This window comes from Rathayibacter sp. VKM Ac-2760, assembly GCF_009834185.1.
Classification (GTDB): Bacteria; Actinomycetota; Actinomycetes; order Actinomycetales; family Microbacteriaceae; genus Rathayibacter.
Window position 1 is genome coordinate 46,103 of the sequence record NZ_CP047173.1, and the last position, 20,731, is coordinate 66,833.

Consider the following 20,731-nt stretch of genomic DNA (forward strand, 5'->3'; position numbering starts at 1 on the left):
GGCTACTCGACCAGCAAGATTCCGATACGCCCCTGCGGGGCTACTCGACCAGCAAGATTCCGACACGTCCCTGCGGGGCTGCTCGACCAGCAAGGGGGCAGACAGGATCTCGATTCTTTTCGACGGGGATGTCGATATCGGTGGGCGCCGTTCGACGCGATAGTAGGAGGGCGCAGACAGCGCCCGCGACTCTCGAGGAGAACACCGTGAAGTACATGCTGATCATGCGCGCGACCGATGCTGCCAAGGCCGCGTACGAGGCGATCCCGTTCGACGAGATCATCACCCGGATGGGGCAGTACAACGAGGCGATGATCACCGCGGGCGTGCTGCTCGCAGGCGAGGGCCTCTCCGACGACGTCGCGACCAGCGGGTTCGTCGTCGACTTCTCCTCCGAGCCGGCCGCGATCACCGACGGCCCCTACGGCGAGACGCACGAGCTGTTCAACGGCTTCTGGATCATCCAGGTCTCCTCGAAGGAGGAGGCGAAGGAGTGGGCGCTGCGCTGCCCGCTCGTCCCCGGCAACAAGCTCGAGGTGCGCCGCGTGACCGACGAGAGCGACTTCGCGGACTTCGCCGACAACGAGTACCTCCAGAAGGAGGCCGGCTGGCGCGAGGACGAGAAGGCCCGCGCCGAGAAGGGCTGACATGACGCCGCCGGCTCCCGGGGAGGAGACCAGGGCGGGGGTCGACGCGGTCTGGCGGATCGAGAGCGCGCGCATCGTCGCGACGCTCGCGCGGGTCACCGGCGACGTCGGCCTCGCCGAGGATCTGGCGCAGGAGGCGCTCGTCGAGGCGCTCGAGCAGTGGCCGGTGACGGGGATCCCGCGCAACGCCGGCGCCTGGCTGACGGCCGTGGCGAAGCGCCGCGCGATCGACGGCTGGCGGCGCCGCACGGCGCTCGACGAGCGCTACCGCCTGCTCGCGCGCACCCTGGAGGAGACCGTCGAGGACGAGTGGCGGCCGATCGAGGACGACGTTCTCCGGCTGGTCTTCACGGCCTGTCACCCCGTGCTCTCGCGGGAGGCGAGCATCGCGCTGACCCTCCGGCTCGTCGGCGGGCTCGGGACGGAGGCGATCGCGCGGCTGTTCCTGGTGCCGGTTGCGACCGTGCAGCAGCGCATCGTCCGGGCGAAGAAGTCGCTCGCCGCGTCGGGTGTGCCGTTCGAGGTCCCGGAGCCGACGGAGTGGAAGGCGCGGCTCGACGCGGTGCTCGGGGTGGTCTACCTGATCTTCACCGAGGGCTACTCCGCGACCTCGGGCGACCGCTGGCTGCGCGCGGAGGTGGCGGGGGAGGCGCTGCGGCTCGGCCGGGTGCTCGCCGCGCAGCTCCCGCGCGAGCCCGAGGTGCTGGGGCTGCTCGCGCTGATGGAGCTGCAGGCGTCGCGATTCGCGGCGCGGACGGCGCCCGATGGCGCTCCGGTGCTGCTCGAGGACCAGGACCGCACCCGCTGGGACCGCGGCCAGATCGAGCGCGGTCGCGAGGCGCTCCGGCGCGCCGACCGGGTCGGCAGGGGGCGCGGCGCCTACGGACTCCAGGCCGCGATCGCCGAGTGCCACGCGGTCGCACCGAGCGTGGCGGCGACGGACTGGGAGCGCATCGTGCTGCTCTACGAGATCCTCGGGCGGGTCTCGCCGAGCCCGGTGGTCGAGCTCAACCGCGCCGTGGCGGTGTCGATGGCGACGGGGCCGGCCTCCGCACTGCTGGTCGTCGACCGGCTCGCGACCGAGGGCCTGCTGCGCGGCTCGCACCTGCTGCCGAGCGTGCGCGGCGAGCTGCTCGCGCGCCTCGGCCGGCGGGAGGAGGCGCGCGCCGAGTTCGCGACGGCCGCCGCGCTGGCCGGCAACGAGCGCACCCGCGCGCTGCTGCTGGCGCGTTCCGCGTCGCTCTGACGCCTCGCGCCGGGGTCAGCGCTCCGTGACGACGCCCGCGTCGACGTGCCAGTGGCGGGTGAGCTGCACGGTCTCGAGCATGCGCCGGTCGTGGGTGACCAGCAGCAGGGTGCCCTCGTAGGCCTCGAGCGCCTGCTCCAGCTGCTCGATCGCGGCGAGGTCGAGGTGGTTGGTCGGCTCGTCGAGCACCAGGAGGTTCGTTCCCCGGGCCTGCAGCAGCGCGAGGGCCGCGCGGGTGCGCTCGCCGGGCGAGAGCTCGCCGACGGGTCGCGAGACGTGGTCGGCCTTCAGCCCGAACTTCGCGAGCAGCGTGCGCACCTCGGCGGTCGGCCACTCCGGCACCAGGGCCTCGAAGGCGTCGGCGAGCGGCACGTCGGCGGCGAGCATCGCGCGCGCCTGGTCGATCTCGCCGATGGCGACGCTGGCGCCGAGCGAGGCGCCGCCCTCCTCCGGTGCGGAGCGGCCCAGCAGCAGCGACAGCAGCGTCGACTTGCCCGCGCCGTTGGGGCCGGTGATCCCGATCCGGTCGCCCGCGTCGACCTGGAGCGAGACCGGGCCGAGGGTGAATGTGCCGCGGCGGGCGACTGCGCCGTTCAGCGTGGAGACGACCGAGCTCGAGCGCGGGGCGCTGCCGATGGTGAAGGCGAGCTGCCACTCCTTGCGCGGCTCCTCCACCTCCTCCAGCCGGGCGATGCGGCTCTCCATCTGCCGGACCTTCTGCGCCTGCTTCTCGCTCGACTCGACGGAGGCCTTGCGGCGGATCTTGTCGTTGTCGGGCGCCTTCTTCATCGCGTTGCGGACGCCCTGGCTCGACCACTCGCGCTGGGTGCGGGCGCGCGAGACGAGGTCGTCCTTCTTCTCGGCGAAGTCCTCGTACTTCTCGCGGCGCTGGCGGCGCGCGGTCTCGCGCTCCTCCAGGAACGCGTCGTAGCCGCCGCCGTAGACCGTGTTCGTGCCCTGCGCGAGGTCGAGCTCGAGCACGCGGGTGACGCTGCGGGCGAGGAACTCGCGGTCGTGGCTGACCAGCACGACGCCGCCGCGCAGCCCGCGGACGAACGCCTCGAGCCGCTCGAGGCCGTCGAGGTCGAGGTCGTTGGTGGGCTCGTCGAGCAGCACGATGTCGAAGCGCGAGAGCAGGAGGGCGGCGAGGCCGACGCGCGCCGCCTGCCCGCCGGAGAGCGAGGTCATCAGGGAGTCGGCGGTCACGCCGCCGGTGCGGCCGGTCGCGTCGAGCGCGAGGCCGAGATCGGCGAGGACGACCGGGGTCCGCTCGTCGAGGTCGGCCGCGCCGCTCGCGAGCCAGCGGTCGAGGGCGAGCGCGTAGCGGTCGGCGATCCGGCCGTCCGGGTCGGGGTCCGCGAGCGCCGAGGCGGCCGCGTCGAGCTCGGCCGACGTCTCCGCGGCGCCGGTGCGGCGGGCGATGTAGCCGGCGACCGTCTCGCCCTCGCGGCGCTCGTGCTCCTGCGGCAGCCAGCCGACGAAGGCGTCGCCGGGCGCGAGCACGACGCCGCCCTCCAGCGGGGCGGTCTCGCCGGCGAGGATGCGCAGGAGGGTGGACTTGCCCGCTCCGTTCGCGCCGACGACGCCGACCACGTCGCCCGGGGCGACCGTGAGGTCGAGGCGGTCGAACAGGGTGCGGTGCGCGTAGCCTCCGGAGAGGCCCTTGGCGACGAGGGTGGCGGTCACCGGTCCAGCGTAGGCGGCGAGGCGGCCCGCACCTGGCTAGAGGGCCTGGTAGCACGTCCGTCTAGGATGGCCGGATGAGCGAGACGACGGTCCGGGGTGGCGCCGGCTACTGGTATCCGGACGAGTCCTCCACGCGTCGCGCCGTCGAGGTGCTGAGCGCTATGCGCGGCTATCGCGTCTCCGAGGTGGCGATGCGCCGGCGCACCCGCGAGAAGATGGCGATGGGCGAGACCGACCTGATCGCGATCCAGTTCCTGCTGCGCCGCCAGCGCGAGGCCGGGCTGGTCAGCGCGAAGGACCTCGCCGCGCACCTCTCCATCTCGTCCGCGTCGACGACCGTGCTGATCGACCGGCTGGTCCGCAGCGGGCACCTGGTGCGGAAGCCGCACCCGACCGACCGCCGCGGCATCGTGGTGGAGGCGACGGTCGACAGCGACCAGGAGGTCCGCGAGACGCTGCAGCAGATGCATCGCCGGATGCTCGAGATCGCCGAGGACCTCGACGCGGGCGAGGCCGAGGTGGTCGTCAACTTCCTCCGCCGGATGGGGGCCGCGGTCGACGAGATCGACGCGGAGATCGACGCCGAGACCGATCCCGGCGAGGACGCCGAGAATTAGCTAGACCTTCTAGTAAAGAGTCGGACTAGAGATAGGCTGGCGGCATGGGTCAATTCCTCTACGGCACCCCGCCGGCTGTGATCGAGATCGAGGACAGGACCCTCGCGCACCTGCAGATCGTCGTGTACGCGAAGTTCCGGCGCGACGAGCGCTTCAGTCTCACCCTCGACTCGATGCCGGAGGGGGCGCGCGGTCGCCACTCGTTCTGGATGAATCCGAACATCGCGCTGCAGTTCCACTTCGCCGGCAGCCGCCAGCCCACCATCAATCCCGCCTGGGTCGAGGTGCTGATGGATGCGGCGAACGGCGGCGGCGGGCTGCGCCTGCTGTCCGAGCCGCACGGCTGAGTCGGACCCGCGGCGCGATCCGCGCCGTCGGTCGGCTCGCCTCCCGCCGGTCTTCTAGGGTGGGAGCGTGCGCCCGGGGGAGGGCGCGTCGAGGGGGAGCACATGCGGGCACGAGTACTCGGAGGCGTGCTGGTCGCGCTCACGCTGCCGGTGATGCTCGCGGGGTGCGCGGCGCCGGCCCCGGCACCCACCGTCACGGTCTTCGCCACCGCGACGCCGACTCCCGATCCGACCGTCACGGCCGCGCTCCCGCAGTCGACCGCCACGGTCTTCGTGCCGGTGCCGGAGGCGACCGTCACCTTCACCCCGAACGACGTCCCCGTGATCCCCGAGACGGCCTTCGCCGTCGACAACGGCGCGATCCCGGGAGCGGTCGGCGAGCCGACCCGCGACGGTGCGGGAGACATCGTGACCTACACCGTCGTCTCGGGAGACACGTTCTTCGACATCGCCCAGCGCTTCGGCATCCCGGTGCAGCAGCTGCTGCGGATGAACCCGGGGGTCGCGGGAGCGGGCGAGGCGGTCTACATCGGCAATGTGATCAACCTCGACGCGAACTCCCTGGGCTGAGCCGCTGCTCCGCCTCCGGCAGAGGTGCTGCCTAGTCCGCCTTCGGCAGAGGTGCTGCCTAGTCCGCCTTCGGCAGGACGTGGAACGCGAGCGCGAGCGAGGCCGAGATCATCAGGATCCCGCCGAAGAAGAGGAAGCCGGCGAGGTCGGGCAGCAGGAAGGAGTTGCCGAGGACGAGGATCCCGCCGAGGAAGAGCACGAAAGAGAGGATGACGCCCAGACCAGTCATGCCCTCATCGTAGGGCCCGCGACCGGGCGGGCGCGCACGGCTCAGGGCAGCAGCAGCGCTTGCAGCTCGTCGGCGCCGGTCGCCAGCGCGATCGTGCCGACCGCCTCGAGCGGCGAGCCGTAGCCCCACTCGACCATGATCGTCGGCACCCCGTGCGCCGCGGCACCGTGCACGTCGTGCTCCCGGTCGCCGACCATGACGGGCGACGAGAGGTCGACGCCGATCTCGCGGAGCCGGCGCAGCGCCTCCTCGACCACGTCGGCCTTCGCGCTGCGGACCTCGTCCTCGGACGCGCCGCAGATGATGGTGAAGTACTGCGCGAGGCCGTAGTGCTCGAGCACCCGCGTCGCGGCCGACTCCGGCTTCGAGGTCGCCAGCGAGAGCGGGATGCCGGCGGCGGCGATGCTCGCGAGCACGCCGGGCAGTCCGGGGTAGACGCTGGAGTCGAACAGTCCGCCGGCGTTGTAGCGGCGGCGATAGACGACGAGGGCCGCCTGCGCCTCGTCGACGCTCATGCCGCCGAGCTCGCGGAACGCGTCGAGCAGGGGCGGCCCGACATAGGCGAGCAGCTCGGCGGGAGTCGGCACGGGCCGGCCGAGCTCGACGAAGGTGTCGACGAGGGTGCCGGTGATGCCGGGCGCCGAGTCGGTGATGGTGCCGTCGAGATCGAAGAGGATGCAGCTCCAGGTGGCGGAGCGCCCGTCGGTGCCGGTCGGAGCGAGGGTGGTGTCGGACATGGCGGGCTCCTGCCCTCGGGGGACGTCGCGATCCTGGGGATCCGTCCCGGCGATCTGACCCGGCGGTGTGCCCCGTCGGGGGGAACACTCTACGGGGCGACGGCGTCGAGGGCGTGCTCGATGAACGACCGGGCGACGACCTGCGCGATCGAGCCCGCATCGAGCTGCACGGCCACGAAGTCCGCGGTGCGGATGAGCGCGAACGCCTCGCGACCGGGCAGGACCAGCATCTGCACGCGCGGGTGCTGCTGCCGCGGGACGGCGGCGCGCAGCTCGTCGGTCGAGGTGAACAGCGGGAGCACCTGCTCGCCGGTGGTGGTCGCGACGACGCGCACGTGCGGCACTCCGCCGGGCTGCGAGCCGGTGACGTCGACGACGAGTGAGCCGTCGAGACAGGCGGCGAGGAGGCGCTGCACCCCCTCGGCGGTCGCGTCGGCGACGAGCGCCTCGAGCGCCTCGCGGGCCGCCGCATTGCGGTACGGGCCGGGTCTGCGCGGGCGGGCGGGGGGTCCGTTCCTCGGCGACATGGCTTCACGCTATCCGGCTCCGCGCCATCTCTCGAATCAGTCGCGACAATCGGGCCAATGGCGGGTGCTCCCGGGATATACGACGGATGACGGGGAGATGAGCCGATTCTCAGGCCGATTCCGCGACTTATCTGAGTATCGCCGCAGATCGCGCCACAGAATCGTGCGAATGGCGCCGATAAGTGGTCGTCATCCGGAGAAGAAGGAGTATCGTCTTCATCTGTCAGTGACACCCAGGAGGAAAAGTGGCCCAGAAGATCACGCTTGTCGACGATATCGACGGAACGCCTATCGATTCCGGTGACGGCGGCACCGTCCGCTTCAGCATCGACGGCGCCAACTACGAGATCGACCTCGGACCGGACAACATCGCCGAGCTCCACTCCGCGCTGGAGAAGTTCGTCTCCAACGGCCGCCGGGTCGGATCCCGTCCCGCCGCCGCCGCTTCCGTGGCCTCGGCCTCGAAGAGCGACCCGAAGCAGCTGAAGGCGGTCCGCGAGTGGGCGAACGCCAACGGACACCAGGTGTCCGACCGCGGACGCATCCCGGCCGAGGTCCAGGCGGCCTACGCCGCCGCGCACAAGTAGAGCGCACCTCGACGTCGAAAGGCCCCCGCGATCCGTCGCGGGGGCCTTTCGCGTGCCGGCCGCGGAACACCACCGACGGCAGAAGCCGCGAGAAGCGCGCAAGCCCCCTAGAACGCAAGCCCCCTAGAACGCAAGGCCCCTAGAAGAGGCGCGTGTGCGAATCGTCGACGCCGCGCATCGACTCGTAGTCGAGGACGACGCAGCGGATTCCGCGGTCCTGCGCGAGGGTTCTGGCCTGCGGTTTGATCTCCTGCGCGGCGAACACTCCGGTGACCGGCGAGAGGTGCGGATCGCGATTCATCAGCTCGAGATAGCGGGTGAGCTGCTCGACTCCGTCGATCTCTCCGCGGCGCTTGATCTCGACCGCCACGGCCGCTCCCGAGGAATCCCGGGCGAGGATGTCGACCGGCCCGATCGCCGTCATGTACTCGCGGCGGACGAGGGTGTGACCCTCGCCGAGCAGATCGATCTGCTCGGCCAGGAGGCGCTGCAGATGCGCCTCGACGCCGTCCTTGATCAGGCCCGGGTCGACGCCGAGCTCGTGCGCCGAGTCGTGCAGGACCTCGTGGATCGAGACGACGAGGGCGTCGCCGGTCTTGCGGTGCGAGACGGTCCACTGCTCGAGCACGCCGGCCGCCCGGGCGTCCTCATCGGGTGCGCCGGTGCTGAGGGTGCAGGGCGGGCTCATCCAGTTCAGCGGCTTGTAGGAGCCGCCGTCCGAGTGCACGAGGACGCTGCCGTCGGCCTTGACCAGCAGCAGTCGGGTGGCGAGGGGGAGGTGGGCGCTGAGACGGCCGGTGTAGTCGACGGAGCAGCGCGCGATGACGAGACGCACCCGTCGAGGATACGGCGCGGCAGGACGCGGCTCCCGAGGAGGGGCGGGGCGCGGTGGCTCAGGCGGTCGCGGAGGGCCGGCGACGGCGCCCGATCGGCGGGGCGGGCGGGGCCGAGGCGAGGAAGGCGCGGAGGGCGATCGCGAACTCGGCCGGCGCCTCCCTCCACGGATAGTGCCCGCAGTCCTCGATCGCGGCCAGGCTGCCCTGCGGGAGGAGGTCGGTGAGCACGCTGAGGGGGCGGAAGCCGACGAACGGGTCGTCCTCGCCGCCGACGAGCACGACCGGGCAGGTGATCGCGGGGAGCGCCGCGCGCAGCGGCTCCGGGTCGAAGGGCGCGAAGAAGGCCTCGATGGCGTCCGGGTACCAGACGGCGGCGCTCTCGTAGGCGAGCGCCCGGTCGTCCCAGGTCGACCAGGCGAGCGGCGCGGCCCGCGGGTAGAGGGCGATCCGCCGCTCCGGGTCGCGCTCGTCGACGAGGAGCAGCGCGGCCTCGAGGGCGGAGTCGAACCAGGACTCGTGCCGGTGGCGCTCGGCGATGGTCGCGCGGTCGTCGTCGTGGATGCCGAGCCAGGCGGTGGCGGGGGCGACCAGCAGGAGGTGCGCGACCCGCTCCGGGGCGCTCGCGGCGAAGACGAGGGCGGTGCGGCAGCCGGTGGCGTGGGCGAGGAGGTCGAGGGCGGCGACGCCGAGGTGGACGCGGAGGTCCTCGATGTCCTCGGCGGCGTCGGCGAAGGAGCGCGGTGCGGCCGCCGCGGAGCCGCCGACGCCGCGGGGGTGCAGGACGAGCACGCGGTGCGTGCCGGCGACGGGCTCGAAGGCGCCGAGGTAGGCGGGGTGGCGGCCCGGACCGCCGGGGACGACGACGAGGGGCGGATGGTCGGGAGAGCCGAACTCGTCGGCGTGGAGCACGGCTCCGTCGCGCGCGGTGAACTGCACGGTGCACCCCTCTCCTGCCCCGGTGCCGATGGCGGGGCGGTCGTGATCGACTCCGGGTGCAGGGGAGTTCGGATCGCTTCAAGCCTAGGGGCGGGGGTCTCGATACGCCCCTTCGGGGCTGCTCGACCAGCGAGGGGGTCAGGCCATGCGGATCGTGTTGCCGGTGACGCGGCGGCCGGCGGGGGAGACGAGGAACGAGACGAGGTCGGCGACCTCGTCGGGGCGGGCGACGTCGAAGAAGGCGTCGTTCGCGGCGACGGCCTCGCGCACCTCGTCGGTGACCCAGCCGGTGTCGGTGACCGGGGGGTGCACGGCGTTGGCGGTCACTCCGAGCGGGCTGAGCTCGAGCGAGGCCGAGACGGTCCAGTTCACCAGGGCGGCCTTCGCGGCGCCGTAGGAGACCTCGCCGGGGAAGCCGCGCTCGCCGCCCGAGGTGAGGGTGACGATGCGGCCGCCGTGCCCGCCGCGGCGCTCCATCCGCTCGGCGAGCTCGGCGATCAGCAGGGCGCCGGCCCGGGCGTCGATGTCGAGCACGCGGTCGATGCTCGCCGCGTCGACCCGGCGCTGCGGGCGGCCCATCCAGTCGTTCTCGCGGGCACGGAAGGTGTCGATGACCGAGCCGGTGGCGTTGTGGACGAGGACGTCGACGGGACCGAGCGACTCCTCCGCCGCGTCGAAGAGCAGGACCGCGGACGCGGCGTCGCGCAGGTCGGCGGAGACGGCGCGGGCGCGCCCGCCGGCGGCGCGGATCCGCTCGGCCACCTGCTCGCCGTCGGTGCGGTGGGCGAGGCGCTGGCGCTCGGGTTCGTGCTCGGGCAGCTCCTCGGCGAGGAAGGCGACCAGCACGGCGAGGCCGTCGGCCGCGAGCCGCTCGGCGATCGCGGCGCCGATGCCGTGGTTGGCGCCGGTGACCAGGGCGACCCGGCGCTGCTCGACGCTCGGGGCGGTCACGCCGATGCTCCGTCGCGGGCCCGCTCGACGGCGGCCTTCTGCGGGCGGGCGGCGGGGGAGGCGAGTCCTGCGACCACGACGAGGGCGAGCACCAGGAAGAGCGCGTTGAGCAGCCCGAAGCTCTGGCCGAGGAAGCCGATCGCGGGCGGGCCGACCAGGAAGGCGACGTAGCCGAGCATCGCCACGGCGCTGACGCGGGCGGCGGAGTGCGGGCCCTCGGCGGCGGCGGACATGCCGACTGGGAAGCCGAGCGAGCAGCCCAGACCCCAGGCGACCGCTCCGACGATCACGAGGGCGTCGACCGGGGCGAGGATGAAGAGCAGGATGCCGGCGATGGCGAGGCCCGCCGAGACGCGCAGCACGGGCACGCGGCCGAAGCGGTCGAGCACCGGGCCGCCGAGCACGCGGCCGACGGTCATCGCCGCGACGAAGACGCCGAAGACGACGGCGGCGGTGGTCTTGTCGGTGCCGTGGCCGTCGACCATCGCGAGGGTCAGCCAGTCGTTCGCCGATCCCTCCGCGAAGGCCATGCCCAGCATGATCAGGCCGATCAGCACCAGCCGGCCGTCGCGCCAGACGCCGAGCGAGGCGGCGACGCGCTCGCGGACCGGGGCCTTCACGACGGTCGCGACGCCCGCGGTGTCGAGCTCGTCGCGGACGGGGACGAAGCGGATCGCGACGGAGACGGTCGCCACCACGACGACGGCGACACCGCAGAGGTGCGCGGCGACCGGGACGGCGAGCGCGGAGGCGGCGGCGCCGAGGATCGCGCCGAGGACGGTGCCGAGGCTGAAGAAGGCGTGGAAGAGCGGGAGCAGGGTCTTGCCGAAGGCCTTCTCGTTCGCGGCGCCCTCGACGTTCATCATCACGTCGACCGCGCCGTTACCGAAGCCCAGCAGCACCATGCCCGCGAACGCGAGCGGGAGGGCGCCGAACGCGTCGGCCGCGAGACCGAGGATCGCCAGACCGGAGGAGCAGACGATCAGCCCGGCGACCATGCCGCGGCGGGCGCCGAGGATCGACATGATCGCGGTGGAGAGGCTGAGGCCGACGATCGCGCCGATCGACATCGACAGGATCAGCAGGCCGACGCCCGAGGTCTCGAGCCGCAGCTCGTCGCGGATGGCGGGGGTGCGCGACACCCAGGTCGCGATGGAGAGGCCGCTCAGGACGAAGATCGTGAAGACGGCGTTCCGCCAGGCGACGAGCTGCGGGCGGGTGAGGGCGGAGGTCGAGGTCATGCGGTGTCCTGGCTGATCACGGTGGTCGGACGCTGTCGAATCGATTCGATCCGGGCCGGTCTAAGCTATCCGGAACGCCCGGACCGGTCAAGGACGGGTCGCCGCGCGCCGGCCCGGGCCGACGGCCCGGGGAAGCAGGAGGAGCACCGTGGAGTCCAGCAGCACCGGAACGCGGACGCCGCGCCCGACCCTCGCGCGGGTCGCGAGCCGGGCGGGGGTGTCGCCCTCGACCGCCTCCCTCGTCTTCAGCGGCGCCGGGCCGGTCTCGAGCGCGACGCGGGAGCGCGTGCTGCTCGCCGCCGCCGAGCTCGACTACGCGGGTCCGGATCCGCGGGCGCAGTCGCTGCGGCGCGGGCGCTCGGGCATCGTCGGCGTGGTCGTCGACGAGCGGGTGCTGCACGCTTTCCGCGACCCGATCAAGATCGCGATGCTCGACGGCATCGCGGACGTCCTCGGCGGGGCCGACGCGGGCATCCTGCTGCTGACCGAGACCGAGGGCGGCTCGGGGCTGCTGGCGACGGCGCCGGTGGACGCGATGATCCTGGTGGGCTGCAGTCCCTCCGTCGACGACTCGGTGGCGCTGCTGCGGCGGCGCGGAGTGCCGGTCGTGGTGGTCGAGGGCGTCTCCGATCTCGGCACGGCCGTGGTCTCGCTGGACAACCGCGAGGCGACGCGCACCCTCGCCGAGCATCTGCGCGAGCTGGGGCACGAGCGCGTCGCGGCGGTCTCGCTCCCGTTCGCGAAGGATCGCCGCCGCGGGCCGATCCCGGCGGACTGGCGCTCGAGCCCGAGCATCACGGCGGTCGAGCGGCTGCTCGGCGCGCAGGACGTGTTCGGCGACCTGGCGGTCGTGGCGGCCGGCGCGAGCACGGTCGACGAGGGCGTCGCGGCCGGGCGGGCGCTGCTGGCGGTGGAGGAGCCGCCGACGGCCGTGATCGCGCAGAGCGACCTGCTGGCGGCCGGCGTGATCCTCGCCGCCGAGCAGCTCGGGCTGCGGGTGCCGGCCGACGTGTCGGTGGTCGGCTTCGACGGCGTCCAGGTGCCGGGTCTCGCGGCCGAGTACGACCTGACGACGATGGCCCAGCCGGCGGTGGAGAAGGGGCGCGCGGCGGCCCGCGCCGTGCTCGCGCTGATCGCCGGCGACGAGGCGGAGGCGGTGCGCTTCACCTCGGTCTTCCACCGCGGCACCACGAGCGCGCCGCCTCGCTGACGCCCTCCGCGAGATGCCACTTGTGCGTGACTTTCGCGGCGTGTCGCGCTCATATGTGGCATCTCGCGGGAGGGAGTTGTCCACAGGGTTGTGCACAGGATGTTCGAAACTTCGTTCGAGGGTCAGCGGAGCCAGGCGTCGCTGCGGAAGCGGAGGCCGAGGGTCAGTGCGCGGGCGCCGAGGTAGCCCAGCGCATAGGCGATCCACAGGGCCAGGAGGCGCCAGTCCTCCGGGGCGAGCGGTGCCAGCAGGGCCAGCGGGGCGAAGACGGCGAGGTTGACGAAGCCGCTGAGCGCGAGGTAGCGGCCGTCGCCGGCGCCGATCAGCACCCCGTCGAGCACGAAGACGTACCCGCCGAGCGGGGCGGTGAGACCGACCACGGCGAGGGCCGCGGGGAGCAGGCGCAGCACCTCGGGATCGCTGGAGAAGACGAACGGGAGCGCTCCGCTGGTCGCCGCGATCACCGCTCCTAGCGCGACGCCGGCGCCGATTCCCCAGGTCAGGCAGCGTTTCGCTACGGCTCGGGCCCGCACGGGATCGCCCTCGCCGAGGAGGCGGCCGAGCAGCGCCTGCGCGGCGATGGCCACCGCGTCCAGCGCGAACGCGACAGTGGAGAACAGGGTCATCGCCACCTGGAAGGCGCCGAGCTCCTCCGCGCCGAGCGAGCCGGCGACCGCGACGGCGAGGAGGATGGCGGCGCGCAGGGAGACCGTGCGCAGCAGCATCCAGCCGCCCGACCCCGCGGAGGCGCGCAGCCCGGCCGCGTGCGGGCGCACCGGGGCGCCGACCCGCCGGGCGAGGCGCAGCGCGATCAGCGCGTAGGCGCCGAACATCGCCCACTGCGCGAGGACCGTCCCCAGGGCGGACCCGGTTATCCCCAGGCCGACCGGGTAGATCAGCACGGCGTTCAGGGCCGCGTTCACCGCGAATCCGCCGCCCGCGATGAGTAGTGGAGTGCGGGTGTCCTGGAAGCCGCGGAGCAGTCCGGTGAGCGCGAACACGCCGAGCATCGCGGGGATCCCGGCCATGCTGACCGAGAGGTAGCGGACGCCGGCCTCGGCGACCTCCGGCTCCGCTCCGAAGAGGCCGATGAGGGCGGGCGCGGCGACGGCGCAGGCGACGGCGATGACCGCGCCGAGCCCGAGCGCGAGCCAGCCGCCGTCGATCCCGGCGGCCACCGCTCGGCGCGGATCGCCCTCGCCGAGCGCGCGGCCGACGCGGGGCGTCGTGCTGTAGGCGAGGAACACCATCAGGCCGACGATCGTCTGCAGCACCGCACCGCCGAGCGCGAGGCCGGCGAGCGGCACGGCGCCGAGGTGGCCGACGAGCGCCGAGTCGGTGAGGAGGAACAGCGGCTCGGCGACGAGCGCCCCGAGCGCGGGCACCGCGAGCCTCAGGATGCTGCGGTCGAGCGTGCGTCGGGCGGCGAGGGTCACCGCTCGACGGTAGCGGGAGGGTCAGCGGCCGTCGCGCGCCTCACGGGCACGGTTGCCCAGCTCGCCGGCCTGCTGAGCCGCCTTGTTCACGAGGTCCCAGTCGCTGCGGCTCGCCGTCGCCGGTGAGTTCTTGACCCGCGCGATCGCTGCTCGGTACTCGGATTCGTTCGCCATGGTGTCTCGCTCTCGTCGATGTGTGCCGCCGAGAGTACGGGCAGGGCCGGCCGGCGCCGTGTCCCCGGTTAATGCGACGGTCGCCGTCTCCGCAGCCGCACTAGCGTCGGGACCGCCGAGCGGGGAGGTGCCGTGGCAGGAGACGCTCGAGCGCCGTCCGGGCCGGCGGGGGAGTCCGAGGCGGCCTCGCGGGTCCTCCGCTGGATCGCGATCCAGGTCAGCCTCGTCTACACGGTCGTGGTCGCTCTGGACGGCATCGTGCGGGACGCTCCGGCGACCGTCGTCTGCGCCGTGCTGACCGCGGTCGTCATCGTGCTCGCGCACTGGCTGTGGTCGCCCGCCTGGCTCTGCGTCGTCGCGCTCGCAGCGCTCGCCACCTGGTGGACGTCGGCGACCGCTCCGCTGAGCCCCTCCGCGGACGGCCTCGTCGATCTGCTCGAGCCCGGGCGGCCGCTCGCCGTCGGCACCGCTCTGACCGTCGTCGCCCTCGGACTCGCCCGGCTGCGCAGCGCTCTGCTCGCCTCCGCCGCCGTCACGGTGATCGCTCTCACCGGAGCGGCCCTGCTCGGGGCTCCGGCCCCCCGGCTGATCGCCGCGGGCCTCTGGTCGATCAATGTCATCGCGGTCTGCGCGCTCGGCGGCTGGGGGATGCGCAGGGGAGCCGTGCTGGCGGCGGAGGCGCTCGCGAGGGTGGCCGCTGCCCGGAGAGACCGCGCCTACGGCGAGGAGCTCGCCCGCCGACGCCGGGAGCACGACATCACGGTCCACGACAACGTCCTGGCGACCCTGACCATGCTCGGCCACGGAGGCGTCGGGATCGATCCGCACGACCTGCGCGAGCGCTGCCGGGACGACCTCGTGGACTTCGCCGACGATCGGCCCGCACCGGTCGTCGACCCGCGAGTCGACGACCTGATCGTCGGCTGGCGGCGGCTGGCGTCCACCCTCCGGCAGACCCTCGACGTCCGCTCCTCGACGGATCTCGCCGATCGGCTGGAGCCCGGGCCGTCTCTCGCCCTCGACGGTGCGGTCCGGGAGTCGCTCCGCAACGTCGGCAGGCACGCGGGGACGGACGCGGTCGAGATCCGACTGGAGGCAGCGGCCGGGCACCTCGTCGTCGAGGTCGTCGACGCCGGTCGGGGTTTCGATCCCCAGGGGGTAGAGCCCCTCCGGCTCGGGATCGCCCGCTCCATCGTCCGCCGGATCGAAGCGGTAGGGGGACGGGCGCGGGTGCGGTCGGTCCGCGGCGAGGGCACGTCCGTGCGGATCGAGCTGCCGGTCGCCGTCGAGTCGCGGGCGGAGACCACTCCACCGCCGCGTGTGCCGGCGAGCGTGCCGGCGGCGGAACGGCTCCGGCGGACCTCCAGGACGGCGCCGACGGTCATCGGCTGGGTCGGAGTGCTGGACGCCGCGCTCATGGTCGCCGTCTTCTGGCAGGACTACCTCGTTCCCGCCGTCGCGGGCGGCTGCATCGCGGTCCTGCTCGCGACCGGCGTCCTCGTCGGTCGTCCCACTCCCTCGCGCGGACGATTCGCGAGGGGCGCGACGGTCGCCGCCTTCCTCGTGCTGGTGATCGCCGTGACCGTGGCCGCGACGCTGACGACTCCCGCGTCCATCCGCTTCACGGGCGCGAACATCGGCGTGACGGGCGTGTCGCTCGCGCTGGTCTGGTTCTACCGCTCTCAGCCCAGTGCGCACGTGCTGCTGCTCGCCGGCGCGCACACCTCGGCGCTGATCGCTCTCGCGCTGCTGCTGGGGGCGGCCGACCCGCAGCAGCCGTGGGCGCTCGCCGCCCTGGTGGCGCGGCTGGGCGCGGAGGCGATGGTGACGCCGGTGGGAGTCGCGATCTACCTCCGCTCGGCGGGACGCGCCGTGGTCGGGCTGAACGGGCTCGATCGCGAGGTGGCCCGTGTGGAGTCGACCCGGGCGGCGGAGGACGCGGCGGAGGACGCGGTCGCCGACCGCCGGCGCAGGCTGCGAGAGCTGGCGGCGCCGCTCCTCGAGGACGTGGCGACCGGGAGGGCCGCGCTCCCGCTGACGTCGGAGGCGTCGGCCGAGGCGGCGGGCGTGGCCCGAGCGGTGCGGAGCCTGCTCTCGAGCGGCCCGGACGTCGGCTGGCTCGCGCTCGCGCTGGGTGCGCAGACGGCGGCAGGGCCCCGGCAGTCCGCGGAGGTGACGGTCCTGGACGGCGAGGGAGCGGCCGACGACATCCCCGACCATGCGCGCACGCCCCTTCTCGAGGTGATCGGCTGCCTGAGCGCGCTGGCGGCCCGGCGTTCCGCCGCCCTCGCGGTGGTCGCGACGCGGTACGGCGACTCGGTCGGCATCGTGCTCACCGCCGGACCGGGTGCGCTCCGCGAGCGGGACGCCTCGTCCGGCGCGCTGACCGAGGCGCTCGGTCGGCTCGGAGTGCCGGCCAGCGAGGTCGGGGGCTTCATCGTGGTCGAAGCCGTCTGGGAGCGGTTCCGCTGACGACGCTCCGCTGACGACGCTCCGCTGACGACGCCCCGCTGACGACGCTCCGCTGACGACGCTCCGCGGTCGGCGCGGGTTCGACCGCTCCGTTGAGACGTGATGTCGCCAACAGGTGACCGTCAGTGGCGGACTGCCCTATGGTCGGCGCGAGCGACCCGGACAGCGCTCGCTAGGACGGCCCGCTCATGACCCCCTCTGGTCTCATCCGCGTCGCGATCGTCGATGATCAGCGCATGTTCCTCGACGGCCTCGAGTCGTGGCTCACCGCCGCGGACCCGAAGATCCGCGTCGTGCTTAAGTCGCAGAGCTATCTCGGCTTCCTCGACGAGATCACCGGCCCCATCGACGTCGTCATCGTCGACGTCGACCTGAAGGACGACAGCACGATCGAGACCAGGGTCGCCGAGATCACGGCGCGCGGCATGCGGGTGATCGTCGTGAGCACCTTCGCCGACGCGACAGTGGTCCGGCGCGCTCTCGGAGCAGGAGCTCTGGGGTACGCCTCGAAGAGCGAGAGCGCCTCCGAGATCGGTCTCGCCATCGAGGCGGCGACCTCGGGCAGGGACTACCTCACGCCGCACGTCACCGCCCTGCTCCTCCAGGAGACCCAGATCCGCCGGCCCGCGCTCAGCGTGCAGGAGAAGCGGGTGATGAGCCTCTATGCGACGGGGCTCCCGGTGAAGAACGTGGCGTTCCAGATGGGGCTCTCGCAGGACACGGTCCGCACCTATCTCAAGCGGATCAAGGCCAAGTACGTCGAGTGCGGGATCCGCCTCGACACCAAGATCGACTTCTTCAAGCATTCGCAATAGCGCGGCGGGTGGAACGTGTCACTGGTTGATGTGACACGCCGCTCCTGTCCCCGATCCGTGTGACGTGACCGCGATCGCTCCCGTTGCCATCCTGACTCGCACTGCCGCACAGCGCGGAGGACGGGGGCACGGATGAGCGATCCGACGAGCGGGTGGGACTTCAGCCGCTACAGCGGCACGGGTTCCGGCGCGACAGCGCCCACGGGGACGCCGGCACCCGGCGCGGCCGCCCCCGACGGGGCGGGCGCCTTCGGCGGCTCGGCCTTGACCGGAGGGTTCGGCGAGTCCTCGACCGTGTCCGGCTCCGCCGGCGGATTCGGCGGCGCCGTCGACACGGCGAGCGCGTCGGTGGCGACGTCCGCCCGCAGTCCTCTCGGGTGGCTGATCGGCGGAGTCGTCGTCGCCGTGCTCGCGGGTGCCGCCGCGCTGCTCCTCGGCGAGGAGCCCGTCCCGGCCTTCGTCGCCTGGGCTCTCGCCGGCCCCGTCGCCATCGGCCTCTTCGCGGTGTACCTGCTGCTCGACACCCGGCGCCGGACGCAGCTGATGTACTCGCCGCCCACGTGGGCGCCGTGGCTGTACCGAGGGGGGCTGGTCGTCGTGCTGCTCGCCGTGATCGCCTGCGCCGCGCGGATCGCCCTGTGGGCGGGGCGGGTGCTGCAGCCGTGAGCGCCCGCGGACTGCGGATCCTCGCCGCGATCGCGCTCTGCGCGCCGCTGGTCGCCGCCGCGGTGGGCCAGGCGCCGGCGGCTCGGGCCGCCGAGTCCGATCCCGCGCTGGGCTCGTTCGGAGCCTGCATCGCGGGGGGCGGGGCGGCGGACGTGCTCCTGCTCGTCGACGAGTCCAGCAGCCTGACGTCGAGCGACGCGGCACTGGGCCGGGTGACGTCCGCGACCTACTTCGTCGACCAGCTCGCCGACTTCGCAACGGAGGCCGGCACTCCCGTCGACGTGCAGCTGAGCGTGTTCGGCGACTCCTACTCGACCCTGCTCCCGTGGACGCCGCTCGGCGCGGACTCCGTGGCCGGAGTCCGCGGGAGCATCGCGGCGCTGGCGGAGCGGGTCGACGGCTTCGACACGGACTACTGGACCGCCCTGGACGGAGCGCGGACGGATCTCGCGGCGCGGGCCGCGGGGCGCACGGGGACGGCCAGCTGCCAGGCGATCGTCTGGTTCACCGACGGGAAGCTCGACTTCTTCCCGCGGGAGACATCCGCCGAGCGCGACGCCTACGGCACGGAGAAGCGCTTCGCCCCCGGCGTCGAGCTGACCAGCGCCGGCGCCGCGGCCGACGTGAGGAGCGCCGCCGCCGCCGACCTCTGCCGGGGCGGCGGCCTCGCGGACCAGCTCCGGTCGTCGGGGATCACCGTCTTCGGAGTCGGCCTCACCGGTCCCGGCTCGACGGACGCCGACTTCGACTTCCTCCGCTCGGTGACCACCGGGACCGATCTCGCCGGCACGCGCTGCGGCGACATCACCGAGCCCGTTCCCGGCTCGTTCGGGCTCGCGTCCGACATCGACGGCCTGCTCTTCGCCTTCGACGCGATCTCGACCCCGGGAGGGGCGCCTCTCTCGCAGGAGGCGGGCATCTGCCAGGTCGTCGCCTGCGCCGATGAGGCGCACAACTTCGTCCTCGACGCCTCGACGCCGCGCGTGAAGATCCTGGGCTCGGCCGACGCCTCGGGACTCGCGGCGAGCATGAGCCTGCCGGGCGGCGCCCGAGTCGACCTCGCTCGCGACGGCGACGGGGGTCCGAGCGCCCCCGTCGTCCTCGACGCGAGCGGCACCTCGATCGACTACGAGTGGATCACCGACAAGACGGTGTCGATCACCGTCGACCGAGCGTCCGCGGACGACGCGGCCTGGGTGGGGCAGTGGGCCTTCACCTTCACCGATCCGCAGGGGGCGTCCGCCGACCGGCGCTCGAAGACGAACCTGCACATCAGCGGCGACCTCGTGCCGGCCTGGTCGAACGGCGCCGGAGTGGTCCTGCACACGGGCGAGGACGTCGAGGGTGCCGTCTTCGCTCTGACGGGCCGAGGCGGAGCCGCCGTGGATCCCTCCTCGATCCTGGGGACGCTGCGGTACACCGTGTCGCTGCAGGATGCCGAGGGTGCTGTCACCACCGTCCTCGACACCGAGGACAAGGCCGCGATCGGGCAGCCGGTCGCGCTGCCCCTGACCGATGCGGCGGTGGGGCTGGGGCTGCTCACCCTCCGCCTGGAGGTGACCACCGCGTCCGCGACCTCGCCGGCGGGCGAGGTCGTCCCGGGGACCGCGCTCGACCCGGCCGTCGTGGCTCAGCGCATCTCCGTCGGGGCTCCCGCCGCCTACCCGACCGCCGGAGAGCGGATCGACTTCGGCCGGATCGAGGGCGCGGCGGACGCGACCTCGGCCCTCGCGCTGAGCGGGGACGGCTGCGCCTGGCTCGCACCGGGGTCAGCGGCGGTCGTCGCCTCGCCCGAGGGTCTCGGAGCGGTCCGCGTGGAGTCGGCCGCCGCGTCGCCGGACTCGTGCGTCGAGCCGGGCGACTCCGGTCTGCCGGTGCGCCTCAGCACGGAGGAGGGCGGCAACGGCGCCATCAACGGCACCGTCACGGTGATGCTCGCGTCCTCCGACGGCGGCGGCCCGCCGCTCGAGGTCGAGGTGCCGTTCACCGCCGGCCTCGAGCTGCCGCTGGACGTCGGGACGGCCTGGGCGGTCTTCGCCGTCACCCTCCTGATCGGCATCGCCGTGCCGGTCGGAGTGCTCTACCTCGCGAAGCGGCTGGTCTCGGTCATCCCGGCGCGACCGCTCGTCGCGGCGACGATCCCGGTGGAGGTCTCCGGCGGCGGTGTGCTGCGGGCCGGCAGCCGGTTCGCGATCGGCCCGGAGGATCTGCGGCACCTGGTGCCGCTGGGATCGCGCGGCTCCCGTCGGGCCGCGGTGGGCGAGACGGAGCTGAGGGCCCGCACCGGTGCGGCGCCCACCGAGGCCGGCTTCGTCAGCGTGGAGCGCGAGGGGTGGTCGAGCGCCTCGGGGGCGTCGCCGTCCACGTCCGCGAAGGGCACGACGGCGCGGCTCCCGCTCGCCGTGCACAACAACTGGGTGGTCCTCCACCAGCCGGGACGGCCGGCGAGCTCGGCCGAGGTCCTCCTGCTCATCGGCGGGACGTCGACTCCCGCGCAGCGCACCGCTCTCGCGGACGACGTGAACTCGCGGCTCCCGGAGGTCCTCTCGCGGCTGATCGCGGCCGAGCCGGACTCCGCGGAGCCGGCGCCCGAGGAGACGGCCTCGGGGTTCGGCGCGGGGGGATCCGCTGCCGAGACCGGCGGCTTCGGCGGCTTCGGCGGCGGCTTCGGCGCCGGATCGACGACGCTCGCCTCCCCTCCGGCCGCGCCCGTGCGATCGCAGCCCGAGCCGTCCGCCGAGGACACCCCGCGGCCGTCTCCCGACGCGAACCCCTGGGGGACCGTCTGATGCCCTCCTCCG

At 73.5% G+C, this 20,731-nt stretch carries 21 protein-coding genes; 11 read left to right on the forward strand and 10 right to left on the reverse strand.

Features of this window, described 5'->3' with window-relative positions; all coding sequences use genetic code 11:
- Positions 1-206: 206 nt before the first annotated feature.
- On the forward strand, positions 207-647 hold the full coding sequence (locus GSU72_RS00235; protein ID WP_159982705.1) for a YciI family protein: 441 nt from the start codon (positions 207-209) through the stop codon (positions 645-647).
- A gap of 1 nt (position 648) precedes the next feature.
- The gene (locus GSU72_RS00240) at positions 649-1,893 is read left to right on the forward strand and encodes an RNA polymerase sigma factor (protein WP_159982707.1); all 1,245 of its coding nucleotides are present in this window, start codon (positions 649-651) and stop codon (positions 1,891-1,893) included.
- A 15-nt stretch (positions 1,894-1,908) separates the two neighbouring features.
- Here GSU72_RS00240 and GSU72_RS00245 read toward each other — a convergent pair whose 3' ends face one another.
- Entirely contained in the window at positions 1,909-3,579 is a 1,671-nt protein-coding gene (locus GSU72_RS00245) for an ABC-F family ATP-binding cassette domain-containing protein (RefSeq protein WP_159982709.1), read from the reverse strand.
- Between the two features lie 74 nt (positions 3,580-3,653).
- On the opposite strand from GSU72_RS00245, the gene GSU72_RS00250 reads away from it, so the two are divergent.
- The 3 genes from GSU72_RS00250 to GSU72_RS00260 all read left to right on the forward strand — a co-directional run bounded on the left by GSU72_RS00250 (position 3,654) and on the right by GSU72_RS00260 (position 5,113).
- Positions 3,654-4,196: a MarR family transcriptional regulator gene (locus tag GSU72_RS00250; protein ID WP_159982711.1), complete on the forward strand. Its 543-nt coding sequence runs from the start codon at positions 3,654-3,656 to the stop codon at positions 4,194-4,196.
- Positions 4,197-4,240: 44 nt separating this feature from the next.
- Positions 4,241-4,543: an ATP-dependent DNA ligase gene (locus GSU72_RS00255; protein WP_159982713.1), complete on the forward strand. Its 303-nt coding sequence runs from the start codon at positions 4,241-4,243 to the stop codon at positions 4,541-4,543.
- Positions 4,544-4,645: 102 nt separating this feature from the next.
- The gene (locus tag GSU72_RS00260; protein WP_159982715.1) at positions 4,646-5,113 is read left to right on the forward strand and encodes a LysM domain-containing protein; all 468 of its coding nucleotides are present in this window, start codon (positions 4,646-4,648) and stop codon (positions 5,111-5,113) included.
- Between the two features lie 58 nt (positions 5,114-5,171).
- Here the strand turns inward: GSU72_RS00260 and GSU72_RS00265 are convergent, their stop codons facing one another.
- From GSU72_RS00265 to GSU72_RS00275, 3 genes are all read right to left on the reverse strand, one after another.
- Entirely contained in the window at positions 5,172-5,342 is a 171-nt protein-coding gene (locus GSU72_RS00265; protein WP_159982716.1) for a hypothetical protein, read from the reverse strand.
- Between the two features lie 41 nt (positions 5,343-5,383).
- Entirely contained in the window at positions 5,384-6,079 is a 696-nt protein-coding gene (locus GSU72_RS00270; RefSeq protein WP_159982717.1) for an HAD hydrolase-like protein, read from the reverse strand.
- A gap of 89 nt (positions 6,080-6,168) precedes the next feature.
- Positions 6,169-6,606 carry an SseB family protein gene (locus GSU72_RS00275; RefSeq protein ID WP_159982718.1) on the reverse strand — a complete coding sequence of 146 codons (438 nt, stop codon included), beginning with the start codon at positions 6,604-6,606 and terminating at the stop codon, positions 6,169-6,171.
- Between the two features lie 245 nt (positions 6,607-6,851).
- Between GSU72_RS00275 and GSU72_RS00280 the strand changes: the two genes are divergently transcribed.
- Complete coding sequence (locus tag GSU72_RS00280; protein ID WP_159982719.1) at positions 6,852-7,193, forward strand: Lsr2 family protein; 342 nt, start codon at positions 6,852-6,854, stop codon at positions 7,191-7,193.
- A gap of 139 nt (positions 7,194-7,332) precedes the next feature.
- On the opposite strand, the gene nucS is transcribed toward GSU72_RS00280, so the two are convergent.
- From nucS to GSU72_RS00300, 4 genes are all read right to left on the reverse strand, one after another.
- Entirely contained in the window at positions 7,333-8,028 is a 696-nt protein-coding gene (gene nucS, locus GSU72_RS00285; RefSeq protein ID WP_159982720.1) for an endonuclease NucS, read from the reverse strand.
- Between the two features lie 58 nt (positions 8,029-8,086).
- Positions 8,087-8,965 (reverse strand): alpha/beta hydrolase, encoded by an 879-nt coding sequence (locus tag GSU72_RS00290; RefSeq protein ID WP_159982721.1) that lies wholly within the window; start codon positions 8,963-8,965, stop codon positions 8,087-8,089.
- A gap of 138 nt (positions 8,966-9,103) precedes the next feature.
- Complete coding sequence (locus GSU72_RS00295) at positions 9,104-9,916, reverse strand: SDR family NAD(P)-dependent oxidoreductase (RefSeq protein ID WP_159982722.1); 813 nt, start codon at positions 9,914-9,916, stop codon at positions 9,104-9,106.
- A complete protein-coding gene (locus GSU72_RS00300; RefSeq protein WP_159982723.1) occupies positions 9,913-11,157 on the reverse strand; it encodes an MFS transporter in 1,245 nt (414 codons plus the stop codon). Before GSU72_RS00300 ends, GSU72_RS00295 begins: the two co-directional genes overlap by 4 nt.
- Positions 11,158-11,305: 148 nt before the next feature.
- On the opposite strand from GSU72_RS00300, the gene GSU72_RS00305 reads away from it, so the two are divergent.
- Positions 11,306-12,367 carry a substrate-binding domain-containing protein gene (locus GSU72_RS00305; protein WP_159982725.1) on the forward strand — a complete coding sequence of 354 codons (1,062 nt, stop codon included), beginning with the start codon at positions 11,306-11,308 and terminating at the stop codon, positions 12,365-12,367.
- 122 nt (positions 12,368-12,489) lie between these two features.
- Here GSU72_RS00305 and GSU72_RS00310 read toward each other — a convergent pair whose 3' ends face one another.
- Together GSU72_RS00310 and GSU72_RS00315 are read right to left on the reverse strand one after the other, a co-directional pair.
- Positions 12,490-13,803 carry an MATE family efflux transporter gene (locus GSU72_RS00310; protein ID WP_244255910.1) on the reverse strand — a complete coding sequence of 438 codons (1,314 nt, stop codon included), beginning with the start codon at positions 13,801-13,803 and terminating at the stop codon, positions 12,490-12,492.
- Positions 13,804-13,824: 21 nt separating this feature from the next.
- The gene (locus tag GSU72_RS00315) at positions 13,825-13,977 is read right to left on the reverse strand and encodes a hypothetical protein (RefSeq protein WP_159982727.1); all 153 of its coding nucleotides are present in this window, start codon (positions 13,975-13,977) and stop codon (positions 13,825-13,827) included.
- A gap of 132 nt (positions 13,978-14,109) precedes the next feature.
- Between GSU72_RS00315 and GSU72_RS00320 the strand changes: the two genes are divergently transcribed.
- The 4 genes from GSU72_RS00320 to GSU72_RS00335 all read left to right on the forward strand — a co-directional run bounded on the left by GSU72_RS00320 (position 14,110) and on the right by GSU72_RS00335 (position 20,719).
- Entirely contained in the window at positions 14,110-16,449 is a 2,340-nt protein-coding gene (locus tag GSU72_RS00320) for an ATP-binding protein (protein ID WP_159982729.1), read from the forward strand.
- A gap of 188 nt (positions 16,450-16,637) precedes the next feature.
- Complete coding sequence (locus GSU72_RS00325) at positions 16,638-17,264, forward strand: response regulator transcription factor (RefSeq protein ID WP_159982731.1); 627 nt, start codon at positions 16,638-16,640, stop codon at positions 17,262-17,264.
- A 132-nt stretch (positions 17,265-17,396) separates the two neighbouring features.
- Positions 17,397-17,930 carry a hypothetical protein gene (locus tag GSU72_RS00330; RefSeq protein ID WP_159982733.1) on the forward strand — a complete coding sequence of 178 codons (534 nt, stop codon included), beginning with the start codon at positions 17,397-17,399 and terminating at the stop codon, positions 17,928-17,930.
- Positions 17,927-20,719, forward strand: a complete 2,793-nt coding sequence (locus GSU72_RS00335) for a vWA domain-containing protein (protein WP_159982735.1) — start codon at positions 17,927-17,929, stop codon at positions 20,717-20,719. The genes GSU72_RS00330 and GSU72_RS00335 overlap by 4 nt, the downstream gene beginning before the upstream one ends.
- Positions 20,720-20,731: the final 12 nt, after the last annotated feature.

Excerpts from the sequence above, each read along its gene's own strand:
- GSU72_RS00325 (WP_159982731.1), top strand. The coding sequence starts at position 16,638 with ATGACCCCCTCTGGTCTCATCCGCGTCGCGATCGTCGATGATCAGCGC.
- GSU72_RS00315 (WP_159982727.1), bottom strand. The coding sequence starts at position 13,977 with ATGGCGAACGAATCCGAGTACCGAGCAGCGATCGCGCGGGTCAAGAAC.
- GSU72_RS00265 (WP_159982716.1), bottom strand. The coding sequence starts at position 5,342 with ATGACTGGTCTGGGCGTCATCCTCTCTTTCGTGCTCTTCCTCGGCGGG.
- GSU72_RS00255 (WP_159982713.1), top strand. The coding sequence starts at position 4,241 with ATGGGTCAATTCCTCTACGGCACCCCGCCGGCTGTGATCGAGATCGAG.
- GSU72_RS00300 (WP_159982723.1), bottom strand. The coding sequence starts at position 11,157 with ATGACCTCGACCTCCGCCCTCACCCGCCCGCAGCTCGTCGCCTGGCGG.
- GSU72_RS00240 (WP_159982707.1), top strand. The coding sequence starts at position 649 with ATGACGCCGCCGGCTCCCGGGGAGGAGACCAGGGCGGGGGTCGACGCG.
- GSU72_RS00260 (WP_159982715.1), top strand. The coding sequence starts at position 4,646 with ATGCGGGCACGAGTACTCGGAGGCGTGCTGGTCGCGCTCACGCTGCCG.
- GSU72_RS00270 (WP_159982717.1), bottom strand. The coding sequence starts at position 6,079 with ATGTCCGACACCACCCTCGCTCCGACCGGCACCGACGGGCGCTCCGCC.
- GSU72_RS00250 (WP_159982711.1), top strand. The coding sequence starts at position 3,654 with ATGAGCGAGACGACGGTCCGGGGTGGCGCCGGCTACTGGTATCCGGAC.
- GSU72_RS00330 (WP_159982733.1), top strand. The coding sequence starts at position 17,397 with ATGAGCGATCCGACGAGCGGGTGGGACTTCAGCCGCTACAGCGGCACG.
- GSU72_RS00275 (WP_159982718.1), bottom strand. The coding sequence starts at position 6,606 with ATGTCGCCGAGGAACGGACCCCCCGCCCGCCCGCGCAGACCCGGCCCG.